Source organism: Nocardia sp. NPDC127606, from assembly GCF_042671725.1.
Lineage (GTDB): Bacteria > Actinomycetota > Actinomycetes > Mycobacteriales > Mycobacteriaceae > Nocardia.
In genome coordinates, this window is record NZ_JBHXWQ010000001.1 from 477,610 (window position 1) to 499,034 (window position 21,425).

A 21,425-nucleotide genomic window follows, 5' to 3' on the forward strand; every position below is an offset into this window, starting at 1 on the left:
AACGGATGCCGTTGCACCTCCATCGCGCCGAACGCGCCGACGCGCTGGCCGACGGACTGGGGCGTTTGCTGGGTGAGATTCCCGCCGATCCTTTCGCCACGGAAGTGGTGGCGGTTCCGGCCAAAGGGGTGGAGCGCTGGCTGGCGCAGCGGTTGTCGGGTGTGCTCGGGGTCGTCGGCGCCGAGGCCTGCGACGGAGTGGCCGCGAATATCGCGTTTCCCGCGCCTGCCGCGCTGGTGGCCGAGGTGCTGGCGGGTGCGAGTGGGGTCGCGCCCGCCGACGATCCGTGGGCCGGTCAGCGACTGGTGTGGACGCTGCTGCGGGTGATCGACGAGGTCGCCGACCAGCCGTGGGCGGCCGTGCTGGCTCGACATCTCGGCCTGCCCGGTACCGATCATCGTCTCGGCAGGCGCTACTCCACGGCCGCCCACCTCGCGGCCCTGTTCGACTCCTATGCCGCGCAACGTCCGCGGGTCCTGCTCGACTGGGCAGCGGGCGCGGACACCGACGGCGCGGGCGGGCCGGTGCCCGACGACCTCGCCTGGCAACCGCGGTTGTGGCGCGCCCTGCGTACCGCCGTGGGCGCCCCGAGCCCGGCCGAACGGCTCGCCGAGGCCTGCGCCCACCTCCGCGCCGCACCCGCCTCGATCGACCTGCCCGAGCGGCTCTCGCTGTTCGGGCTCACCCGTCTGCCCGCCGACCAGCTGGCCGTAGTCACCGCTCTCGCCGCGCATCGCGAAGTCCACGTCTGGTCGGCGCACCCGAGCCCGGCGATGTGGGCCGCGCTCGGTCAGGCGGCCGCCGGCGTCGAGGTGAACGACGGCGCGCCCCCACTCGCCGAGGGTCGCGTCGACGAACGGGTCACGCGGGGCGACAGCGCGACCGACCCGCGCGACAACGCCGTTGGCACGGATCGCCGTCCGAACGATGCGGCCGTGCGTCCGCGCGCGGACGACCACACCGCGGATCTGGTGTCCCACCCGCTGCTCTCGGGGCTGGCCCGGGATGTGCGGGAATTGGAGCAGCGCCTGAACCCGGTGCTGGACAGCGATGTTCACCTCGCCGGCGAAGCGGCCGCGCCCACCCTGCTCGGTGCCCTGCAGACCGCTGTTCGCGCGGACCGCGTCCCCGAGATCGGCGCGGTGCCGGACGGCAGCGTCGAGATCCACGCGTGCCACGGCCCGGCGCGGCAGGTGGAAGTGCTGCGGGATCTGCTGCTGAGCACGTTCGCGGCGGATCCGACGCTCGAGCCGCGCGACGTGCTGATCATGTGCCCGGACGTGGAGGCGTTCGCGCCGCTGGTGCGGGCGGCGTTCGGCCAGCGCGGGTCCGGGGTGGATCTGCCGGCCGAAGGCGAACACCCGGCGCATCAGTTGCGGGTGCGGCTCGCCGATCGCGGGCGGGCGGTGACCAACCCGATGCTGGCGGTGGTGATCGAACTGCTCGAACTGGCCGACGGACGCGTCACGGTGACGCAGGTGCTCGACCTGGCGGCGAGCGAAACCGTCCGCCGCCGTTGCGGTTTCGACGACGACGACATCGAACGGCTGCGTGAGTGGGCGGCCGAGTCCGGCGCGCGATGGGGGATCGGGCAGCGTCAACGCGAGGCGTTCGGGCTCGCCGATTTCGCCCAGAACACCCTCAACGCCGCGGTGGACCGCATCCTGCTCGGTGTCACCGCCGACGAGTCCGGCGACGACTGGCTCGATCTGGCGTTGCCGCTCGACGATGTCGACTCCAACGACGTCGACCTCGCGGGCCGCTTCGCCGAGTTCATCGACCGTCTCGCGGTCTGCCTGCGCGACCTGCGTGGCCCGCGCCCCGCCGCCGAATGGACCGCGGTGCTGCTGCGCGCGGTCGAGCTGCTCACCGATGTGCCCGACGCGCACGCCTGGATCCGCACCGAAGCGCGTCGCGAGATCGTGGCCGCCACCGAACACGCGGGCGCCACCCCGCTGCGCCTCGCCGACGTGGCGGTCCTGCTGACCAGCCGCCTGGCGGGCGGCCCCGGCCGCGCGAACTTCCGCACCGGCGAACTCACCGTGTGCACGCTCGTGCCGATGCGTTCGGTGCCCCACCGTGTGGTGGTACTGCTCGGCCTCGACGACGATGTCTTCCCGCGTCCCGGCAGCGTCGACGGCGACGATCTGCTGGCCCGCGACCCGCTGGTCGGCGAACGCGATGCGCGCAGCGAAGACCGTCAACTCCTCCTCGATGCCGTCATGGCCGCCGGGGACAGGCTGCTGATCCTGCACACCGGTGCGGACCCGGTCACCGGCGCCGCCCGTCCGCCCGCCGTCCCCGTCGCCGAGTTGCTCGACGTGCTCGCCACCCATGTGGGTCCGGCGGCCATGGATGTCGTCCACATTCGCCATCCCCTGCAGGCCTTCGATCGCCGCAATTTCGCCCCCGAGAAGCCACGCAGCTTCGACACCGTCGCCTTGGCCGGCGCCCGCGCCGCCGCGCGCCCGTCCCGGCCGCGTCCACCGCTGCTCACCGCGGCGTTGCCGCCCGCTCCCGTCGCGGATGTCGCACTGGCGGAACTGATCTCGTTCGCCGAACATCCGGTGCGCGCGTTCCTGTGGCAGCGGCTCGGCCTGCGGGTGCCCGAGGAATCCGAGGACATCGCCGATCAGCTCCCGATCGAACTCGACGGCCTGGCCAAATGGGACCTCGGCGAACGCATGCTGACGGCCCGCCTCACCGGCGCCGACCCGGCTGGGCTGCGCGCCGCCGAATGGCGCCGGGGAACCCTGCCCCCCTTCGGTTTCGGGGCCAAGGTGCTCGACGAAGTGGAGGGCACCGTCGACACCCTCGTACGGACCGCGCTGCCCGACTACGAGGCGCCGCCGCGCGCCGTGGACATCGCCGTCGACCTCGGCAACGGCCGCACCCTCGCGGGCACCGTGCCCGAGGTTCGCGGCGAAACGCTGGTGCGCACCACCTACTCGCGGCTCGCGCCGAAACACCGGCTCGCGTCCTGGGTGTCGCTGCTCGCCCTCGCCGCCACCGAAGACCGCTCGTGGCAGGCGATCAGCACGGGGCGGGGACAATTCCGCAGCAGGCCGGTGGCCAGATCGGTGATCACCGCACCCGAAGCGCCTGCCGCGCTGACGATCCTGCGTGACCTGGTCCGGTTGCGCGACGAGGGCCTGTGTGAACCGCTGCCCTGCGCGCCCGCCGCCACCGCGGCCTACGCCGAGCGCCGCTTCCGCGGTGACAGCGTCGCCGACGCCCTGCTCGCCGCCGAACACGCCTTCGACGGCGGCCCCAACGGCCCCGACAAGTTCGGCGACCACACCGACCGCTACCTGCGCTATGTCTGGGGCCGCGCCCCCCGATTCGCCGGTCTCGCCACCGAATCCAGCCGTCCGGGCGAGCCGGAGAGCACTCACTTCGGTGCTCTCGCGCGCCGCTGGTGGGCGCCGCTGCTCGCCGCCGAAAGTCAGGGACAGCCGTGACGGGAACCGTGTCGGCGCCGACCGCCTTCGATGCCACCGGTCCGCTGCCCCAGGGCACCACTGTGCTCGAGGCCAGCGCGGGCACCGGCAAAACGCACGCGATCGTCGGGCTCGCGGTCCGCTATGTCGCCGAAGCGGGCATCGCGATCACCGAATTGCTCCTCGTCACGTTCAGCCGCGCCGCCACCCAGGAATTGCGCGAGCGCACCAGGGACCGTTTCGTCACGGTGGCGACCGCCCTGGCAGAACCCGATACCGCACGGCACCATCAGGACGAGCTCGTCCGCGCGATGGCCGACACCGATCCCGCCACGATGCGCGTACGCAGGCACCGATTGCTCACCGCCCTGGCCGATTTCGACGCGGGCACCATCGCCACCACCCACTCGTTCTGCCAGCGGATGCTCGACGAACTCGGCCTGGCCGGTGAACACGATCCCGGCGCCCGGCTGGTCGAATCGGTGGACGAACTCGTCGGCACCGTCGCCGACGATCTGTATCTGGCCCGCTACGCCCGCGACCGCGCCCCGTTCACTCTGCGCGATGCCCACACCCTGGCGCTGGCGGCGGTCCACGACCGGCATGCCGACCTCGCCCCACGCACCGACGGTGCGGCGGGGGAGCGGGTGGCCTTCGCGAGCGCCGTGCGGGTCGAGACCGAACGCCGCAAACGCCGTGCGGGACTGCGTGATTTCGACGATCTGCTGGTCCTGCTGCACGACGTGCTGGCCGACTCCGAACACGGACCACGCGCCCGCGCCCGGATCAGGCAGCGCTACCGGGTCGCGCTGGTCGACGAGTTCCAGGACACCGATCCGTTGCAGTGGGACATCCTGCGCCTGGCCTTCCATCAGCACGCCACCCTTGTCCTGGTCGGCGACCCGAAACAGGCCATCTACGCCTTCCGCGGCGCTGAAGTGCTCAGCTACCTCGATGCCGTGGCACTGGCCGATCGACGCAGCGAGCTCACCCGCAACTGGCGCAGCGACGCCGGACTGCTGCGCGCCATCGACCACCTGTGTGGCGGTGCGGAATTGGGTCATCCCGAGATCAGCGTCTACCCGGTCACGCCGACGCGTCCGACGACCCGCCTGCACGGTGAGCCGGACGTCATCAGCCCGCTGCGACTTCGGGTGCTCCCACGGACCGGGGCCGGTCCGCGCAATCGGTCGGGGTTCCCGTCGGTGGGCAGGCAGCGGGCCAAGGTCGCCGACGACTTGGCCGCCGATATCGTCACCCTGCTCGAATCCGGTACCACCATCGACGCCAAACCCCTACGCGGCGGGGATCATTCGCTCAGCGAGGTCGGCGACGGCCGGGTGCGCAGACCGATCGGGCCCGGCGATGTCGCCGTCCTGGTGCGCACCCGCTCCCAGATCGATGTGGTGCGCGCGGCTCTGGACCGGGTCGGGGTCGCCTCCGTCCTCGCCGGTGGCACCAGCGTCTTCGCGACCGTCGCCGCGACCGATTGGCTGTGGGTGTTGCGGGCCCTGGAACAACCGCATCGCGGCGACCGGGTGCGGCTGGCCGCGTGCACACCGATCCTCGGCGTGACCGCCGCCGAGATCGACTCGGGCGGTGCGGATCTCGTCGGCCGGGTCTCCACCCAGTTGCGTGACGCCGCGCGCTTGTTCGCGCGCGCCGGATTCGCCGCCGTGTTCGACAAGCTCGCCACCGAGACCGACCTCGCGCCCCGCCTGCTGGCGGTGGACAACGGCGAACGCGAACTCACCGACCTGCGCCATATCGCGCAGCTGCTCGACGAGGTGGCGCTGGCCGAGGGGCTCGGCCTGACCGCGCTCACCCGCTGGCTCGCCGACCGTGTGCGCGAGCCGGAGGCCGGTAGCGTCAGCGGCCGCAGTCGCCGCCTCGATCGGGACGCGGCGGCGGTGCAGATCGCCACCGTGCACGCCAGCAAAGGCCTCGAATTCCCGATCGTCTACTTGCCTTTCACCTGGGACAGCGCCAAGAATCCGTATCCGGCGACGCTGCTGTTCCACGACGACAACGGCACCAGGGTTCTCGATATCGGCGGCAAGGAGGCGCCCGGTTACGGCGAGCGCCAGCTGCGTTGTGAGGCCGAGGAATCGGGCGAGGAACTGCGGCTGCTGTATGTGGCGCTGACCCGGGCGATGTGCCAGGTCGTCGCGTGGTGGGCGCCCGCGGTGACCACCGGCGCCGCGCCGCTGCACCGGATGATGCTGGGTCGGCGGCCGGGATCGGCACAGGTTCCGCGCCGGGCCGAGATTCCCGCCGATACCGCTGCGGCGCAACGGATCTCCGAGTGGGCCGAGTCCGCTTCGGGCGTGATCTCGGTGACCCTGGTCGACCGTCCCGAGGATGTGGCGCCCCGGCGGGTGCGCACCGAGCTGCCGACCGGCGAGCTGGTGGCCGCGGGGTTCACCCGCGCGCTCGACCAGCAGTGGCGGCGCACCTCGTATTCGGCGCTCACCGCGGGCGCGCACGACGCCCCTGGCGTGGCCGACGAGGAACCCGAGGACGGCCCCGGCCCGGACGACGAGCCGACCGAGGCGCCGGTCGACGCCCTGACCGGCAGCACGGCCGACCCGTCGTTGATGAACGACCTGCCCTACGGCGCCGAGTTCGGCACGCTGGTCCACGGCGTTCTCGAAACGGTCGACACCTCGGTGCCCGATCTCGCCGCCGAGGTCCACCGGCGCTGTGTCGAGGCGGTCGAGCACACGATGGCCGAGCTCGATGTCGACCTGCTCGCGACCGCGCTGCTCGAAGTTCTGCGTACCCCGGCCGATTTCGGGTCCCTCGCCGCTGTTGCGACCCGTGACCGGCTCAACGAACTGGAATTCGAGCTCCCGCTCGGCGGTGGTGACTCACCCGGACCGCGCTCGGCCGGGATGCACGCCGTCGCCGCGCTGCTGCGTACCTATCTGCCCGCCGACGACGACCTCGCCGGATACGCCGATCATGTTGCCGCACTACCGGATACGGTGCTACGCGGCTATCTCACCGGCAGTATCGACGCGGTGCTGCGGGTGCCCGATGAGACGACGGGTGAGCTGCGCTATCTGATCGTCGACTACAAGACCAACCGGCTCGGCACCGGCGACCTCACCGTCGAGCACTATCGCCGCGACCACATGGTCTCGGAGATGATCCGCTCGCACTATCCGCTGCAAGCGCTGCTGTATGCCGTGGCGCTGCACCGGTATCTGCGCTGGCGGCTGCCCGGTTACGACCCCGCTCGCCATCTCGGCGGCGCCAGGTACCTGTTCGTACGAGGCATGATCGGCGCGGCGACCCCACCGGGACACGGTGTCTTCGATTGGCATCCTTCGGCGGAACTCGTCGTCGCGCTGTCGGACTTACTGGCGGGGCGATCATGACGTCTATCCAGGTGGCGCAGCGGGGGACCGGGCTGTTGCGGGTCTTCAACGAAGCGGGGGTCCTGTCCGCGGCGGATGTGCACGTGGCGGTGCGGTTGGGTCGCATGGGGCGTGAGGACAGCGAGGACGTGTTGTTCGCGGCCGCGCTGGCCGTGCGCGCGGTGCGTTCGGGATCGGTGTGTCTCGAGTTGGCCCGGATGCGCGAGATCGGCATCGATGCCGACGAAACCCGCGACAGCGCCACGGGAATCGACCCCGCGACCCTGCCGTGGCCGGACACCGATCGGGTGCTCACGGCGCTGCGACGCAGTCCGCTGATCTGCGGTGGGCAGTCCGGTCCGCTGAGACCGTTGCGGATCGTCGAAGCCGACGCCGAGGGTGGTGCGCTGCTCTACCTCGACCGGTACTACCAGCAGGAGCAGACCCTGCGACGAGTGCTCACCGCACGCAGCGCCGACCACCCCGTCATCGAGACCGACCTGGTGCGCGCACAACTGGATCGGCTCTTTGCCGACCCACTCGGCGACGGCCCCGACCGGCAACGCCTGGCCGCTGCCCTGGCCGCGACCCACTGGACCACCGTCGTCGCCGGCGGTCCCGGCACCGGCAAAACCCACACCATCGCCCGGATCCTGGCCCTGCTCACCGCCCATCGCGCCGCTTCGCCGAAACTGCCCGCCCTGCGGATCGCGCTCGCCGCCCCGACGGGTAAAGCGGCGGCCCGGCTGCAGGAAGCGGTCCGCGAACAAGCCGCCGTCCTCGGCCTGCCCGAACTCACCGCCTCGACCCTGCACCGCCTCCTGGGTTGGCAACGCGGCCGCACCACCCGATTCCGCCACCACGAGCACAACCGTCTGCCCTACGACGTCGTCGTGGTCGACGAGACGTCGATGGTGTCGCTGACGATGATGAGCCACCTGTTCTCCGCGCTGCGCCCGGATACTCGCCTCGTGCTCGTCGGCGACCCCGACCAGCTCGCCTCGGTCGACGCCGGCGCCGTGCTGGCCGACCTCGTGGCCGGACCGGTGAGCGGCGCGCCCAATCCCGCGCTGCGCGAGGTACTCGGCCTCGATATCGATGCGCCCGGAACTTCCGAAGCGTCGCCGGTGAATCCACCGGCGGTGCGGACACACTCGCTGACGGCTCTCGAGCAGCGGCGGTTGCAGGGCGGGATCGTCCGATTGACCAGGGGTCGGCGATTCGGCGGCCACATCGCCGATCTGGCAGTCGCCGTTCGCGCGGGCGACGCCGATGCGGCGCTGGCGATTCTGCGGGCGGGCGGCGACGACGTGTCGCTGTGCGGCCCCGACGATGTCCGCGCGGTGCGGGCGGACGTGACGACCGCAGCCCTCGCCGTCACGGCCGCCGCCGAGGCGGGTGACGCGATCGGCGCGCTGACCGCCCTCGAGTCACATCGCTTGCTCTGTGCCCACCGGCAGGGCCCGTTCGGCGTGGAACGCTGGGACCGCATGGCAGCCGAGTGGGCCGCGGCAGGCGGCGCGGGACCCGAAGGGCCGCAATCGGTCTGGTACCCCGGCCAGCCGCTGCTGGTCACCGCCAACGACCACGAAGCCCGCATCTACAACGGTGACACCGGCGTCATCATCCGCCGCCCCGACGGCTCACTGCGCGCCGCGCTCCAGCGCGGCAGCGAGCCCTACCTGGTGCACCCCACCCAGTTCCCCGCTGTCGTCACGGTTTTCGCCATGACCATCCACCGCAGCCAGGGCAGCCAGTACGACACCGTCTCGGTCGTGCTCCCGGAACCCGAATCCACGCTGCTCACCCGGGAACTCCTCTACACAGCCATCACCAGGGCACGCTCCCACGTCCGCATCATCGGCACCGAGGACTCCATCCGCGCCGCGATCGGCCGCCGTGTCCTGCGAGCCAGCGGCCTGTCCAGAACTGTTGCGCCGCAGGGATAGTGCGTTGTGACGCGCGGTCGCTCACGGTGAGCCACCGCGCGTCACAGTGGTCAGCGAGCTGCGCTGCGTGACCAGTTCCAGGACCACCAGTGGTCGGTGTCGAGGTCGTCGAGGATGGGGGTTTCGATCTGCGTCCGGAGGTAGGCGGGCAGCGGGTCCAGGGCCGGGAGGATGTCGGGGGAGAGATTGTTCAGGTAGTCCGCGTCCAGGCGGCCGCTGGTGTGCCAGCGGTCGATATTGCGCTCGGCGACAAGGTGTTCCGGGTTGATCACCGCGAGGGCGATGAGAGTGGCCAAGGCCGTCCCGATCGCGGCGCGCGGCACCCAGCTCCAGTGCAGTCGTGCGATGGCGGCCAGCACGAGAACGTAGACCAAGCCGACCCACAGCTCGCAGGTGGTCACCAGCAGCCGTAGCACGGTGAACCCGTAAGCCTGCTGGTAGGTCCACATCCGGCCCAGCGCGGAGCACACGATCACCAGCGCCAGCACGCTCACCGCGCTCAGCAGGATACGCAGCGACCGGCGGTCGGCAGCGGTGTCGCGCACCGACCAGTGCAGTACCGCGAGGATCACGGCCAGCGTCAGAATGCTCACCGCCGACAGCTGCCAGAATCCGCTGCGCGCGTATTCGGCATAGGTCAGACCGGCGGTGCGCTGCACGTAATCGTCGCCACCGAACAGGGCGACGAACTGCGCGCCGACGAACACGGCGAACAACACGGTCAGCGCCCCGACCGGCAACATCCACTCACTGCGTGACCACAGTCGTTGCGGCCGAACCGAATCCGCCGCGCGCGCAGGCGGCCCGGCGAGCAGATACAGCGCCCCCAGCACGCCTACCGCGACGACAGCGAACAAGAAGATCCACTGCCATGTCGCCGGGCCGTCCACGGTCGGAACGAGCCCGTTCAGCAGCTTCGCGAAGGTCGCGTCCGCCCCACCGAGCAGCGGCACGAACACCACCAGCAACGCCGCCGTCGCGGCCACCGAGATCCCGTACCGGCGGACACTCGAGGTCCCCACTGATCGCGACTCCCGCAACCCCGAGAACGCCCACGGCACAGCGCCGAACGACGCCAACGGCACCGCGAACATGTCGTGCGCGATGCCACGCACACTTCGTCGCCCCAACACCGCCAACGACCCGGCGACGCATGCCGCGATCACACACAGCACGAACAGCCATCCCGCCGCCCGAACCGTTCCCACTCCCAGCAGCACAATCGCGGCTGCCGCCCACCAGGCCCGATCATGGATCGAAACAGAGTGGGGAGCTGCGGCGACGTCGTCGGCGTTGGACGGTGCGCGTGCACCGGTATCGGAAAGTGGCAGTGGTTCAGCGGCGTTCGTGTCGGCTCCGTCGGCCGCAGGCGGCACCGGCGTGGACGGAGCCGGAGCGGGTGATGTTTCGGCCGTCGATGCGGAATCCGGTGTGTGCTCGGACGACGGACCGCCCGACCGGGCGCGATAGTCGACGACGCAGAGAGCTCCGGCGATGGCGGTCCCGGCGATCAGCCAGCCGATGCCGGGACGGTCGAGCGGGATCACCGTGGCGCCGATGATTCCGGCGAGTGCCGCTGCCGGGAGGACGCCGGGTGGGCGCGCTACCCGGTGCCAGCGTGGGGGGACCGGGGGGATGGGCGGTGGCAGACTCGGCCACGCGGCGGTCCGTAGGTCGGCGGTCCCGGAAGGGGCGGCCAGCAATTTCGCGAACGATACCGAGACGGGGGGCGCGGCCGGCGTCGCCGGGTCGGGCGCGGTCTCGGTGAGTACAGCTGTCGACTGAGTACCGGAGCCTGTCGCATCGCCGCCCACCTCGGGGTCGCGGGCGGCCGCGGTGGTGCCGCCGGTGTCGGGCACGATGCTCGCAGCCGCCTCGCTTGTTGGGTCGGTCGCGGTCGGGTCGGTGCTGGGCTTGTCGGCGACTTGTGCCGCGGTGTGCTGGTTCTCGGCAGTGCCCTGATCGGGCGTCGGCGCCTCGGGTATCGGCTTGTCGGACATAGGTTCCCCTCCTGGAGATGTGCGGATGCGTCCCGGGACCGAAGTGCCGGGTCACTGGTTTCGAAGTAGAGGTCAGTCCGTGGGAAGGACGACGCGGATGCGGGAGCCGGGGTCGGCGACGGCGATGGTGCCGCCGTGCAGGTCGATCACCCAGCGGGCGATGGCGAGGCCGAGGCCGGTGCCGCCGCCGTCGGTGCGACCGCCACGGGTGAAACGGTCGAAGACGGTGGCGCGCTCGGCTTCCGGGATGCCGGGGCCGTCGTCCTGGATCTCGAGGACGGTGCCCTCGGGGCGGGCGGACGCCGAGACGCGGACCTCGCCGCCCGATGGGCCGTGCCTGGCGGCGTTGTCGAGCAGGTTGAACAGCACCTGGTGCAGGCGGGCCCGGTCGGCGAACACGGCCGCGCAGCCGGGTTCGATCGCGGTGGTGAACCGGACACCGCGACCGAGCGCGGCGGTCATCACCTCGGCTTCGGCGATCACCTCCGCCAACAGTGGTGCCAGCGGCAGGTTTTCGCGATCCAGCGTGAACGCGCCCGCTTCGATGCTGGACAGGTCGAGCAGTTCCGAGACGAGCAGACCGAGGCGTTCGGTCTGGGCCAGGGCGGTGCGCAGCGTCGCCGGGTCGGGTTCGCTCACCCCGTCGACCAGATTTTCCAGGACGGCGTGCAGCGCGGTCACCGGCGTGCGCAGCTCATGGGACACATTGGCGATGATGTCGCGCCGTTGCCGGTCGGCGGCGGCCAGGTCGGCGGCCATCTGGTTGAAGGCGGTCGCGAGCTGACCCACTTCGTCGCGCGAGGAGGCTCGCACGCGGAAGCTGTAGTCTCCCTGGGCCATTCGGCGCGCCGCCGCGGTCATCTCGCGCAGTGGCCGGGTGATCCCGTGGGCGAGGAACTGCGAGGTGAGCAGCGCGATCCCGATCGCGGCCACGGTGGTGCGCGGCGGCAACCAGCCGATCTTCAGGCGGAAGTACCCGAACGCGACACCGCCCGAGCACAACATCAACACGGCCAGCTTGAGTTTGATCGACCGCAGCCGGTCCAGCGGCCGCGGCAGCACGTCGGCGATCCGGTCCATCAACTCCGTGGCGCGGTCGGGGGCCGTCATCGTGCGTCCAGGGCGTACCCGACACCGTGCACCGTGCGGATGAGGTCGGCACCGAGCTTGCGCCGCAACGCTTTCACGTGCGAATCCACCGCGCGCGTCCCCGCCGCGTCGGACCAGTCCCAGATGTCCTCGAGTAGTCGTTCCCTGGCCAGCACCGCCCTCGGGCGTTGCGCGAGCCGGGTCAGCAGGTCGAATTCCAGTGGGGTGAGCCGTGCTTCGGTGTCACCGCGCCACACCCGACGCTCGGCGAGATCTATCCGCAGATCGCCGACGACGATGCTGTTGTCGCCGCGCTCGGCGGCCCGATCCACCCGCCGCAACAGGGCGTGCACCCGGGCGGCGAGCACCCGCATGGAGAACGGCTTGGTGAGATAGTCGTCGGCGCCGACGCCGAGCCCGATGAGCTGGTCGGTCTCGTCGGTGCGCGCGGTGAGCATGAGGACGGGCACCGGGCGCTCGGCTTGGATCCGACGGCACACCTCCAGCCCGTCGAACCCGGGCAACATGACGTCGAGAACCACCAGATCGGGTTCCCCCGCCAGCGCCGCCGCCACCGCGGCGGGCCCGTCGTGTGCCAGATCGACGGTGAACCCCTCGGCCCGCAACCGCGCGGCCACGGACTCGGCGATCGTCACCTCGTCGTCGACCACCAGGATCCGGCGTGCCGCCGGTCCTGTCCCGCCCCCACTGTTCTCCATGGTGCGACCCTAGCGAGCGGGTGTGGAGGGTTGCGTCGCCAAATGTGGAGATTCTGTGTGGAGTACACTCGCGACGTGCACGAGTGCTTCCGTTCCACCCCGCCGCCCGCCTCCTGAGCGAGGTGCCCCGCCGCGCTCGCCAGTAGCGCGCGTACCGGCCGAACAGGCCGCTCGTGATTTCGCCGGGCCGATCCATCGAGCCTGCTCACTCCAGCACCTCGCTTCTCGCGACCCCCTCACCTTCTGTCGCAGGAGCGCACACCCATGTCTGTTTCGCTGTCCGCCCGCGTGGGCACAGCTGATCTCGTCGTCGCCGGAATCCTCTGGGGGACCGGCGGCCTACTCGGCACCCTCGTCCAACGTTGGACCCACCTGTCCCCGATCGCGGTCGCCGCCGTGCGCCTGGCCGTCGGCGGACTGCTGCTGGTGGGGCTCTGTGTCCTCACCCGCCGGGCGATCCCGCGTGGTGCGCCCGCATGGCGGCGCATCGGTGCGATCGCCGTCCTGGCACCGGTGTTCCAGGGCTGCTATTTCGGTGCGGTGGCACTGTCCTCGGTGAGCCTGGCGACGCTGATCACCATCGGGATGTCCCCGGTCGTCGTCGCCCTGGCCGAGTACCTCACCGGCAGACGAGCTCTCGATCGCACCCGCGCCTGCGGCCTCGCACTCGCCCTCACCGGCCTCGCGCTCCTGGTCGGCACGCCCGGTGCGGACGGGTCGGCGGCGCTGTGGGGCGCGGCCATGGCTCTGGGCGCGGCCACCGCCTTCGCCGTGCTCACGGTGATCGCCGCGGTTCCGGTTCCCGGCCTCGACCCCGTCACCGGTACCGGCGCCGGGTTCACCGCGGGCGCGGTGCTGCTCGCTCTCCCGGCGGCCATGACCAGCACCACGATCGACCCGAACCTGCCCGGCGTGCTGGGAGCTCTCGCGCTCGGGCTGTTCCCGACGGCCATCGCGTACACGCTCTACTTCCGTGGCCTCACCGGGGCGGGCGCGGGCGCCGGCGCACTGCTGGCCCTGCTCGAACCGCTCACCGGCACGTTGCTGGCGGTGCTGTTCTTGGACGAGCGGCTCGGTCTCGTGGGCTGGTTCGGTGCGGCGCTGCTCTCGCTCGCCCTGGTCACGGCAGGTCTCGCGGCCGAGGACCCCGACGAAGCGCTACGGATCAGGGAACAGGCCGGGTAGTTCCATCGCGTAGGCGAGATCGTCGCGGGTGCCGAGGGTGACCAGCAGGACGCGGATCATGGTCACCCTGGCCTCGGACGCCAGCGCCGGATCGGGATCGCTGCCCGGCTCGCTGCCGGCGGTGAGCCGGTAGACGATGTACTCGCACACGTGCAGGGCCGCGTCGAGGTCCAGTGGTGCGGGCGCCGGGCGCCCGAGTTCGCCGAAGGTCTTGCGCACCAGGTCGCGAATGTCGTCGAGGGCGCGTTCGCGATAGCCCGACACCACCGAGCCGGGATCGTGCAGTTCGGCGAACAAGGGTCGCAGCATCGGGCCGTGCCCGCGCGCCCAGTCCACATACGCGTCGATCAGCCGGATGCCCAGCTGGACCGGCTCGTCGGTGCCCGCGAGCGCTTCGCGGATGCCGCCGACGAGGCCGTCGTTGGACGCGTCGAGCACCGCGTGCAACGGCTCGGACGCATTGCCGAAATAGCGGTAGAACGTGGGCCTGGCCAGCCCGGCCTCTTCGATGATCTGCGCGACGCTCAACCCGCGCGAACCGTTGCGGGTGAACACCGCGGCGGTCGCCTCGACGATCCTGGCGCGGACTTCCTCGGCCTGTTCCTGGGTCTGCGGCGGGCGCCCGCGACGCACCGTCGTCGATTCCTCGGTCATCGCACCTCCCTCACCGCTGGTGAACACACCTTGAAAGCTTGACACGAACCCTGGCGCTGGCATTAATCTAACACTAGTGTTCAGTAAATAACCTGAACGTGCGCGACTTGTTCCGCGCGATCCATCTGTTGAGGAGAAGGGCCGACAATGACGACAGCCCCAGAGCTGACCGCCGAACCCACCGCGCTGCCCGCCGCGCTGGTCAAGCCCCTGTTCGAACGCGGAGTCGCCGGTGGCGCCCCGTCGGTTCCGGTCTTCGCCCCGGCTACCGGCCACAAGATCGGCGACCTGCCGCAGTCCTCGGTCGCCGATATCGAGCGCGCCTTCGCCGTCGCCAGGCACGCGCAGCGCGACTGGGCCAAAGTGGGAGTCAAGCAGCGTGCCGAGATCGTGCGCCGCTTCCACGACATCGTGCTCGCCGAGCAGGACACCATCCTCGACATCGTGCAGACCGAGACCGGCAAGTCCCGCCCGCACGCCTTCGACGAGATCGCCGACGTGGCGCTGAACGCGCGCTACTACGCCACGGTCGCCCCCAAACTGCTCGCTGAGCGCAAGCCGCGCGGCGTGCTGCCGGTCCTCACCTCGGTCGAGGTACACAATCGGCCCAAGGGCGTCGTCGCGGTCATCTCGCCGTGGAACTACCCCCTCGCGCTGGCGGCCTCCGACGCGCTGCCCGCCCTGCTCGCGGGCAACGCGGTCATCGCGCGTCCCGACAACCAGACGGCGCTCACCGCACTGTGGGCCATCGACGCCGCCGAGCGGGCCGGGCTGCCGCGCGGTCTGTGGCAGGCGGTGCTCGGTCGTGGCCGCGAGATCGGCGGCGACGTGATCGCACGCGCCGACTACGTCGACTACACCGGTTCCAGCGCGACCGGCCGGACCATCGCCCAGCAGGCCGGCGAACGCCTGATCGGCTACTCCCTGGAACTGGGCGGCAAGAACCCGCTGCTCGTGCTGGCCGACGCCGATGTCTCCAAGGCGGCGAAACTGGCTGTGCGCGCGTGCTTCTCGTCGGCCGGTCAGCTCTGCGAATCGATGGAACGCATCTACGTCGACGCCTCGGTCTACGACCAGTTCGTCGCGGAATTCGTCGGCAACGTCAAGAACATGTCGCTCGGCGGCGAACTCGACTACAGCCGGGACATGGGTTCGCTGACCTTCCAGCGTCAGCTCGACACCGTCAGCGGGCACGTCGACGACGCGGTCGCCAAGGGCGCCAAGGTGCTCGCCGGTGGCCGTGCCCGCCCGGATCTCGGTCCGTACTTCTACGAGCCCACCGTGCTCGCGGACGTGGCGCCCGGCATGACGGTCTTCCGCGAGGAGACCTTCGGCCCGGTTGTCTCGGTGTACAAGGTCGACTCCGACGAGGCCGCCGTCGAGGCAGCCAACGACACCGCCTACGGCCTCAACGCCAGTGTGTGGAGCCGGGACGTGAACCGTGGCAAGGAAGTCGCCGCCCGGATCAACGCCGGTTCGGTGAACGTGAACGAGGGCTTCAGCGCCGCCTGGGGCAGCGTCGACGCGCCCTCGGGTGGTCTCGGCATCTCCGGTCAGGGGCGTCGCCACGGTCCGGAAGGCCTGCTGAAGTACATCGACACCCAGACCATCGCGGTCCAACGGCTGCTGCCGATCGCGCCGCTGCCCGGCATGTCCGAGCAGATGTGGGCCAAGACGATGACGGTGGTTTTCGGTGTCATGAAGACACTGCGCCAGAAGTAGCGGAACACGAGCAGGGGTAGGTAGCGAGAAATGAAGTTGGAAACGGTCGCAGGCAAGCGGGTTCTCATCACCGGCGCGGCGATGGGGCTCGGGAAGTTGTTCGCCGAGAAGGCCGTTGCCGAAGGCGCCGACGCGGTGGTGCTGTGGGATATCAACGAGCTGGCGCTGCGCGAGACCGCGACGCAGCTGACCGCCGCGGGCGGCAAGGTGCACCACTACGTGGTGGATGTGTCCTCGCAGGACTCGATCCGCGAGGCGGGCGAGGCGGTGCGCAAGGAGGTCGGCGGCATCGACATCCTCGTCAACAACGCGGGCATCGTCCGTGGCAACACCTACTTCTGGGAAACCGAGAACCGCGCCGACATCGACAAGACGATGGCGATCAACTCGTTGGCCCCGATGTACGTCACCCTGGAGTTCCTGGCCGGCATGGTCGCCGGTGCGGGCCAGGCGCGCGTGCTCAATATCGCGTCGTCGGCCGGTCTGGTCGCCAACCCGCGCATGGCCGTCTACGCGGGGTCGAAGTGGGCGGCGCTGGGCTGGTCGGATTCGGTGCGCCTCGAGCTCGAGCAGGCGGGCCACGACCACGTGAAGGTCACCACGGTCTGTCCGACCTACATCAACACCGGCATGTTCGACGGCGCGAAGGGCATTCTGTTCACGCCGATGCTCGAGCAGCACGAGGTCGTCGACACCTCGTGGTCGGAGATGAAGAAGGGCGGCGCCCTGGTGGTGCTCCCGTGGACCTCGCGGATGAACCGGGCACTGACCGGTCTGCTGCCGATCAAGGTTCGCGACTTCTACCTGAACGCGGTGGGCGTGTACCACTCGATGGATCAGTTCACCGGACGCAAGTAGGCATTCGGTGCGGGGTGCCCCCGCCGACGGGTCGCGCAGGCGATCGTTCGACGGGGGCACTGTCGTGTCCGACGGCAGTACGGGCGGTCTCGACGGTCGTGTCCGCGCGATCAGCGATCCCGGGTGCCGAGAACCACCGTGGCGTAGTACTCCTCGGACTCCGCGACGCGAGGCTCGAGACCGTGCGCGATGAGCACCGAACACGCGGTATCGACCTGCCCCGCCCCGGTTTCCACCAAGACCGTGCCGCCCGGCGCCAGCCAGGTGGCCGCCCCTTCGGCGACCCGCCGGAACACGTCGAGCCCGTCCGCCCCACCGTCCAGCGCGGCGAGCGGCTCGTGCTCGCGCGCCTCCGGCGGCAGATCCGCGACTCGGGCACTGGGCACATACGGTGTGTTCGCGAGCAGGATGTCGATGCGCCCGCGCAGGTCACCCGGCAGCGCGTCGAACAGGTCGCCACCGAACACCGGTGCGCTCATCGGCGCGAGATTCTCGCGCGCGCAGGCGACGGCGACGGGGTCGATATCAGCGGCGACGAGCTCGATGTCGCACCCGCGTGCGGTGAGCTCGGTCGCCGCGCTCAGCCCGAGGGCCCCACAGCCACAACACAGGTCGACCACGCAGGCTCGCGTGGCGTGCGGCGCGACGCCGTCGACCGCCTGCTCCACCAGGAACGCCGTGCGCTGACGCGGCACGAAAACCCCGGGCCGCACCCCGACCCGCAGCCCCCGGAATTCCACCCAGCCGAGCAGATATTCGAGCGGCGTCCCCGAGACCCGCTGCCGCACCAACGCATTCAGGCGCCCAGGATCGCCGGCCGCCGCTTCGATCAGCAGCGTGGCCTCGTCCTCGGCGAACACACATCCCGCGCGCCGCAACTCGACGACCACCTCGGGAAAACCGGAACCACTCATGCGCCGATTGTTCCTGACCGGGCAACCGAATTATCGTCGCCGGTGGCGGTGACGGCGCGACGAATCAGCGCGAGGTGTCCAGTTCGAAGGTGCGGGTCGCGTCCAGATAGATCCCGCGCTGGGCGTTGCGCGGGGGCGGGGGCAATTGGGAAACCAGCTGTTCGAGCGAGGTCATCGCGCCGACCACGGTCGTCCCCGCGACGATGAAGTCGGCGACCGCGCGCCGAATGTGATTCGGCGAGGTCACCACCACCGCGCTGGTCGCGCCGAGATCGCGCAGCAGTCGCGTGCTGAACAGCGCGTTCTGCACCGTCGACCCGGCCCGATCCTCCACGTGGATCCGATCGCCCGGCAGCCCGCGCGCGACCAGCCAGCGCCGCATCGCCTCGGCCTCGGAGATGCCGTTCTGCGGATTGCCGCCGGTCACGATCACCGGGGAGAACGGGGCGGCGATCGCCTGCAACCACGCCGCGGTGAGCCGGTTCTCCAGCTCGGGGCGCAACGCGCCGTCGGGCAGCAGCCCGTAGCCCAGGACCACGATGCCGGTCTGTGGACCGACGAGCGCGGGCAGCGGGTTGGGCAGGGTGGCGGCCGCCGCGGTCACCGCGTGCAGCACGTGGTTGGTGCCCGCCGCCATGCCCGCGTCGATTCCGCCGAGCCGGGCCAGGGCGTCGCCGACCGCGGCTCCGTCACCCGCGTAGTGCGACCAGATCGCCTGCAGCGCGAGCGCATCGGCATCGTGGGGATCGGCGGCGATGAGGGCCCGCAGGTCGGCGCGTCCCGCGGCGTCGTCACCGTCGGTGAAGTGCCGCTGTGCCGAGTTGTAGAGCGCGGCCACATCGGCTTCCGCGGCGGCCGGGCCGATCGTGGTGCCGGTCAGCGCGGCGGTCGCCACCGCGGCGGCGGCCAGGTGTTTCCAGTGCCTCGAGATCTTCACGACAGTCGCAACCCTTCCCGCGAACGGTTCGGTACGTGCTGGCAGAGCAGAGCTGCCGACACCCTACGACCGCCCGACCGGAGCGCGGTGGACCTCGACCAGCTTGCGCGCGTCGCGGCCCGGCGCCACGCCGTCGGTCCGGCGGCGGATAAGGTGTCACACCGTGGATACCGCTTCGCTGACCGGCAAGGAACTCGCCGCCGCCATCAACGCCGACTCGAAGGAGCGCGCGGCCGCGCTCACCGCCGCGGGCACCGCGCCGACGCTGGCGCTGATCGTCGCCAACGACGACCCGGCCAGCGCCTGGTACGTGAACTCCCTGCGCAAGGCGGCCGAACGACTCGGAATAGCCTGCGAGCGCATCGATCTCGGCGCGGACGCGAGCGCCGAGGCAATCCGCGCCGAGCTGAGCGCGCGCAGCGCCGACCCGGCGACCGACGCGATCATGCTGCAGACCCCGCTGCCCGCGGGCGTGAACCTCGACGACGTGAGTTCGGCGATCGCCGCGACCAAGGACGTCGACGGTGTCAGCCCGCTCTCGCTCGGCCTGCTCGCCTCCGGCCTCGACGGTTTCGTCCCCGCCACCTCCGAAGCCGTCGTCGAACTGCTGAAGCATCACGGGATCGCGCTGCAGGGGCGTCTGGTCACCGTGGTCGGCCGCTCCAACATCGTCGGAAAGCCCCTCGCTCAGCTGCTGCTTGCCGAGAACGCGACCGTCACCGTCGCGCATTCACGCACCGCCGACCTGGCTGCGGTGACGACTCCCGCCGATATCGTGGTCGCCGCGGCGGGCCGGATCGGCCTGGTCACCGGTCAGCACATCGGTGACGGCGCCGTGGTGATCGATGTGGGTACCAACGAGGCCGCGGACGGCAAGATCGTGGGCGATGTCGACGCGGCGTCGGTCACCGGCAAGGTCGCGGCGCTGAGCCCTGTGCCCGGCGGTGTCGGCCCGGTGACCACCGCGTTGCTCATGCGCCATGTGGTCGTCGCGGCCGAAAAAGCACGCGCCTGAGCATCTTTCGCGATTCAGCCGCGGGATCTACCCGCGGGCGAAGTCGGTACCGTGTGGTCTCGGCGCGACATCGCGGCGAGACCCGTCAACGGCGGTAGGCCAGCGGCCGCGTGCTGATCGAGTGCGGACCATGGTCGGTGCCGGGGCGGCCGTAGTCGAGACCGGCCCGCGTTCAGGAGCTAGCGGGGTGCCGCTCCGAATGAAGTGATCAGCGTCTTGTTGCCGACCGCGGCGGTCCCCACCAGCTGTGGCGTGTAGGTGCTGGGGGCCGAATCCGGTCGGAACGCGGTGATCTTGACCAGGTACTGCCCGGCGTAGGCGCCCGGAGTGATCTCCACGCAGTGCGTGGTCCCCACCGGAGTGGAGTCGATCCCGGCCTGGATGGCGGCCGCCGACGGCGCGACCGCGTCCGAGGCCACGAGGGTCCGTGCCTGGTCGCCGGAGCGCGCGACGTAGTACGCGTACTGAAAGGCCATGATCGCCGCGATGCCGGACTCGGTGCCGCCCGCGCCGTTGCCCCGCACCATCGCGCCGATCTGTTCGGTGGGGCACTCGGCCGTCACCGGGCTCACCGAACTCGGGATGAGCGGGGTGCTCGCCGCCGTGGAAGCCGGTGCGGGCCCGCGCAGTTGGACGTAGGTGCCGCCGAGGAGCACAGCGCCTGCCACCGAGGCGACCAGTGGTGCGACCCAGCGGGGCACACGCCGTCGCTTGGAGCGGTCGATCATCCGCGCGAAGACTTCGTCGTCACCGCTGTAATCGGGTGCGGCACGCGAAGATTCGTCGTCGGCGCCGTCGTCGGTGTCGTGTGATGACAGGGCGTCCGTCTCCGGGTAGCCGGGTGCGAAGCGTGGTGGGAAGGTGTCCGCGCCGAGGTACTCGGGCGCCGGGTGCGGCGGGAAGGTATCCGGACCTCGGTAGTCCGCCGCCGGGCGTGGCGGGAAGGTATCCGCACGGTTCTCGGGTGCGGGGAGTGGCGGGAAAGTATGCGCACGGTTCTCGGGTGCGGGGCGCCGTGGGAACGTGTCCGCGCCGCTGGTCGGCACGGCCGCCGGGCGCGGTGGGAAGGTGTCCGCACCGGGGTACTCGGGGGTGGGACGCGAATGCCAGGTCGCCGCGGCGTCGTAGCCGGGCCTCGGATGTTCGAGGGCCGCCCACGCGGGGCCGGGGGCGGTGACGATCGGCAGTTGATCGGTGTCGGGACCGTTGTCGTCGATCGAGAACGCGGTGTCCGGGAGGCGGTGGCGCGCACCGGGATCGAATTTCCCGCCGACCACGGGCAGCCGATCGGTGACGGTGGCGTCCGCCGGAACGACGGGAACGACCTCGTCGTGTTCGGCGTCGCGAAGCCGGGCCACCGAGATGACCGGAATACCGGCCGGTGTCGTCGGTCCACCTTCGATCCGGTGGCGGGCGCCGCCGGCGGGCTGATCGCTGACCCGGCGGGGCCGTGGCGCGCTCAGATCGCGGGACCGCCGAATCGGGGTGACAGCCGCGAGCGGAGCACCGGCCGATCCCGGGTCGTGCTGTCGAGCCCCGATCGGTCTGTGCGCTTCCGGTCGATCCATCGCCCCACCTTCA

14 protein-coding genes are annotated in these 21,425 nt (G+C 70.9%); 7 read left to right on the forward strand and 7 right to left on the reverse strand.

Annotated elements, in window-relative coordinates; translation table 11 throughout:
* The first annotated feature begins 5 nt into the window (after positions 1–5).
* Genes recC through recD form a run of 3 tightly spaced genes read left to right on the forward strand, consistent with a single transcriptional unit; the run spans position 6 to position 8,751 of the window.
* Positions 6–3,461, forward strand: a complete 3,456-nt coding sequence (gene recC / locus ACFVJ5_RS02285; RefSeq protein ID WP_379218104.1) for an exodeoxyribonuclease V subunit gamma — start codon at positions 6–8, stop codon at positions 3,459–3,461.
* Positions 3,458–6,823, forward strand: a complete 3,366-nt coding sequence (locus tag ACFVJ5_RS02290; RefSeq protein ID WP_379218105.1) for a UvrD-helicase domain-containing protein — start codon at positions 3,458–3,460, stop codon at positions 6,821–6,823. The genes recC and ACFVJ5_RS02290 overlap by 4 nt, the downstream gene beginning before the upstream one ends.
* A complete protein-coding gene (gene recD, locus ACFVJ5_RS02295; protein ID WP_379218106.1) occupies positions 6,820–8,751 on the forward strand; it encodes an exodeoxyribonuclease V subunit alpha in 1,932 nt (643 codons plus the stop codon). The genes ACFVJ5_RS02290 and recD overlap by 4 nt, the downstream gene beginning before the upstream one ends.
* A 50-nt stretch (positions 8,752–8,801) precedes the next feature.
* Here recD and ACFVJ5_RS02300 read toward each other — a convergent pair whose 3' ends face one another.
* From ACFVJ5_RS02300 to ACFVJ5_RS02310, 3 genes are all read right to left on the reverse strand, one after another.
* Positions 8,802–10,751, reverse strand: a complete 1,950-nt coding sequence (locus ACFVJ5_RS02300) for a DUF4153 domain-containing protein (protein WP_379218107.1) — start codon at positions 10,749–10,751, stop codon at positions 8,802–8,804.
* A gap of 72 nt (positions 10,752–10,823) precedes the next feature.
* Positions 10,824–11,831, reverse strand: a complete 1,008-nt coding sequence (locus tag ACFVJ5_RS02305; protein WP_379219750.1) for an ATP-binding protein — start codon at positions 11,829–11,831, stop codon at positions 10,824–10,826.
* A gap of 26 nt (positions 11,832–11,857) precedes the next feature.
* On the reverse strand, positions 11,858–12,559 hold the full coding sequence (locus tag ACFVJ5_RS02310; RefSeq protein ID WP_379218108.1) for a response regulator: 702 nt from the start codon (positions 12,557–12,559) through the stop codon (positions 11,858–11,860).
* A gap of 264 nt (positions 12,560–12,823) precedes the next feature.
* Here ACFVJ5_RS02310 and ACFVJ5_RS02315 point away from each other — a divergent pair, with 264 nt between their 5' ends.
* Positions 12,824–13,744, forward strand: coding sequence for a DMT family transporter (locus ACFVJ5_RS02315; RefSeq protein WP_379218109.1), 921 nt, complete (start codon positions 12,824–12,826; stop codon positions 13,742–13,744).
* On the opposite strand, the gene ACFVJ5_RS02320 is transcribed toward ACFVJ5_RS02315, so the two are convergent.
* The gene (locus tag ACFVJ5_RS02320; protein WP_379218110.1) at positions 13,718–14,398 is read right to left on the reverse strand and encodes a TetR/AcrR family transcriptional regulator; all 681 of its coding nucleotides are present in this window, start codon (positions 14,396–14,398) and stop codon (positions 13,718–13,720) included. The genes ACFVJ5_RS02315 and ACFVJ5_RS02320 overlap by 27 nt on opposite strands.
* A gap of 147 nt (positions 14,399–14,545) precedes the next feature.
* Between ACFVJ5_RS02320 and ACFVJ5_RS02325 the strand changes: the two genes are divergently transcribed.
* Positions 14,546–16,120: a succinic semialdehyde dehydrogenase gene (locus ACFVJ5_RS02325; protein ID WP_357362563.1), complete on the forward strand. Its 1,575-nt coding sequence runs from the start codon at positions 14,546–14,548 to the stop codon at positions 16,118–16,120.
* A 30-nt stretch (positions 16,121–16,150) separates the two neighbouring features.
* Complete coding sequence (locus ACFVJ5_RS02330) at positions 16,151–16,978, forward strand: SDR family NAD(P)-dependent oxidoreductase (protein ID WP_379218111.1); 828 nt, start codon at positions 16,151–16,153, stop codon at positions 16,976–16,978.
* 110 nt (positions 16,979–17,088) lie between these two features.
* Here ACFVJ5_RS02330 and ACFVJ5_RS02335 read toward each other — a convergent pair whose 3' ends face one another.
* Positions 17,089–17,892, reverse strand: coding sequence for a putative protein N(5)-glutamine methyltransferase (locus tag ACFVJ5_RS02335; RefSeq protein WP_379218112.1), 804 nt, complete (start codon positions 17,890–17,892; stop codon positions 17,089–17,091).
* A 64-nt stretch (positions 17,893–17,956) separates the two neighbouring features.
* Positions 17,957–18,829: a YdcF family protein gene (locus ACFVJ5_RS02340; protein WP_379218113.1), complete on the reverse strand. Its 873-nt coding sequence runs from the start codon at positions 18,827–18,829 to the stop codon at positions 17,957–17,959.
* Between the two features lie 163 nt (positions 18,830–18,992).
* On the opposite strand from ACFVJ5_RS02340, the gene ACFVJ5_RS02345 reads away from it, so the two are divergent.
* Positions 18,993–19,844, forward strand: coding sequence for a bifunctional 5,10-methylenetetrahydrofolate dehydrogenase/5,10-methenyltetrahydrofolate cyclohydrolase (locus ACFVJ5_RS02345; RefSeq protein ID WP_379218114.1), 852 nt, complete (start codon positions 18,993–18,995; stop codon positions 19,842–19,844).
* Between the two features lie 179 nt (positions 19,845–20,023).
* Here the strand turns inward: ACFVJ5_RS02345 and ACFVJ5_RS02350 are convergent, their stop codons facing one another.
* Positions 20,024–21,412, reverse strand: a complete 1,389-nt coding sequence (locus ACFVJ5_RS02350) for a hypothetical protein (protein WP_379218115.1) — start codon at positions 21,410–21,412, stop codon at positions 20,024–20,026.
* Positions 21,413–21,425 lie beyond the last annotated feature (13 nt).

Coding starts and splice junctions, on each gene's coding strand:
- ACFVJ5_RS02350 (WP_379218115.1), bottom strand. CDS start 21,412: ATGGATCGACCGGAAGCGCACAGACCGATCGGGGCTCGACAGCACGAC.
- ACFVJ5_RS02320 (WP_379218110.1), bottom strand. CDS start 14,398: ATGACCGAGGAATCGACGACGGTGCGTCGCGGGCGCCCGCCGCAGACC.
- recC (WP_379218104.1), top strand. CDS start 6: ATGCCGTTGCACCTCCATCGCGCCGAACGCGCCGACGCGCTGGCCGAC.
- ACFVJ5_RS02325 (WP_357362563.1), top strand. CDS start 14,546: ATGACGACAGCCCCAGAGCTGACCGCCGAACCCACCGCGCTGCCCGCC.
- recD (WP_379218106.1), top strand. CDS start 6,820: ATGACGTCTATCCAGGTGGCGCAGCGGGGGACCGGGCTGTTGCGGGTC.
- ACFVJ5_RS02330 (WP_379218111.1), top strand. CDS start 16,151: ATGAAGTTGGAAACGGTCGCAGGCAAGCGGGTTCTCATCACCGGCGCG.
- ACFVJ5_RS02335 (WP_379218112.1), bottom strand. CDS start 17,892: ATGAGTGGTTCCGGTTTTCCCGAGGTGGTCGTCGAGTTGCGGCGCGCG.
- ACFVJ5_RS02315 (WP_379218109.1), top strand. CDS start 12,824: ATGTCTGTTTCGCTGTCCGCCCGCGTGGGCACAGCTGATCTCGTCGTC.
- ACFVJ5_RS02305 (WP_379219750.1), bottom strand. CDS start 11,831: ATGGACCGGATCGCCGACGTGCTGCCGCGGCCGCTGGACCGGCTGCGG.
- ACFVJ5_RS02310 (WP_379218108.1), bottom strand. CDS start 12,559: ATGGAGAACAGTGGGGGCGGGACAGGACCGGCGGCACGCCGGATCCTG.
- ACFVJ5_RS02300 (WP_379218107.1), bottom strand. CDS start 10,751: ATGTCCGACAAGCCGATACCCGAGGCGCCGACGCCCGATCAGGGCACT.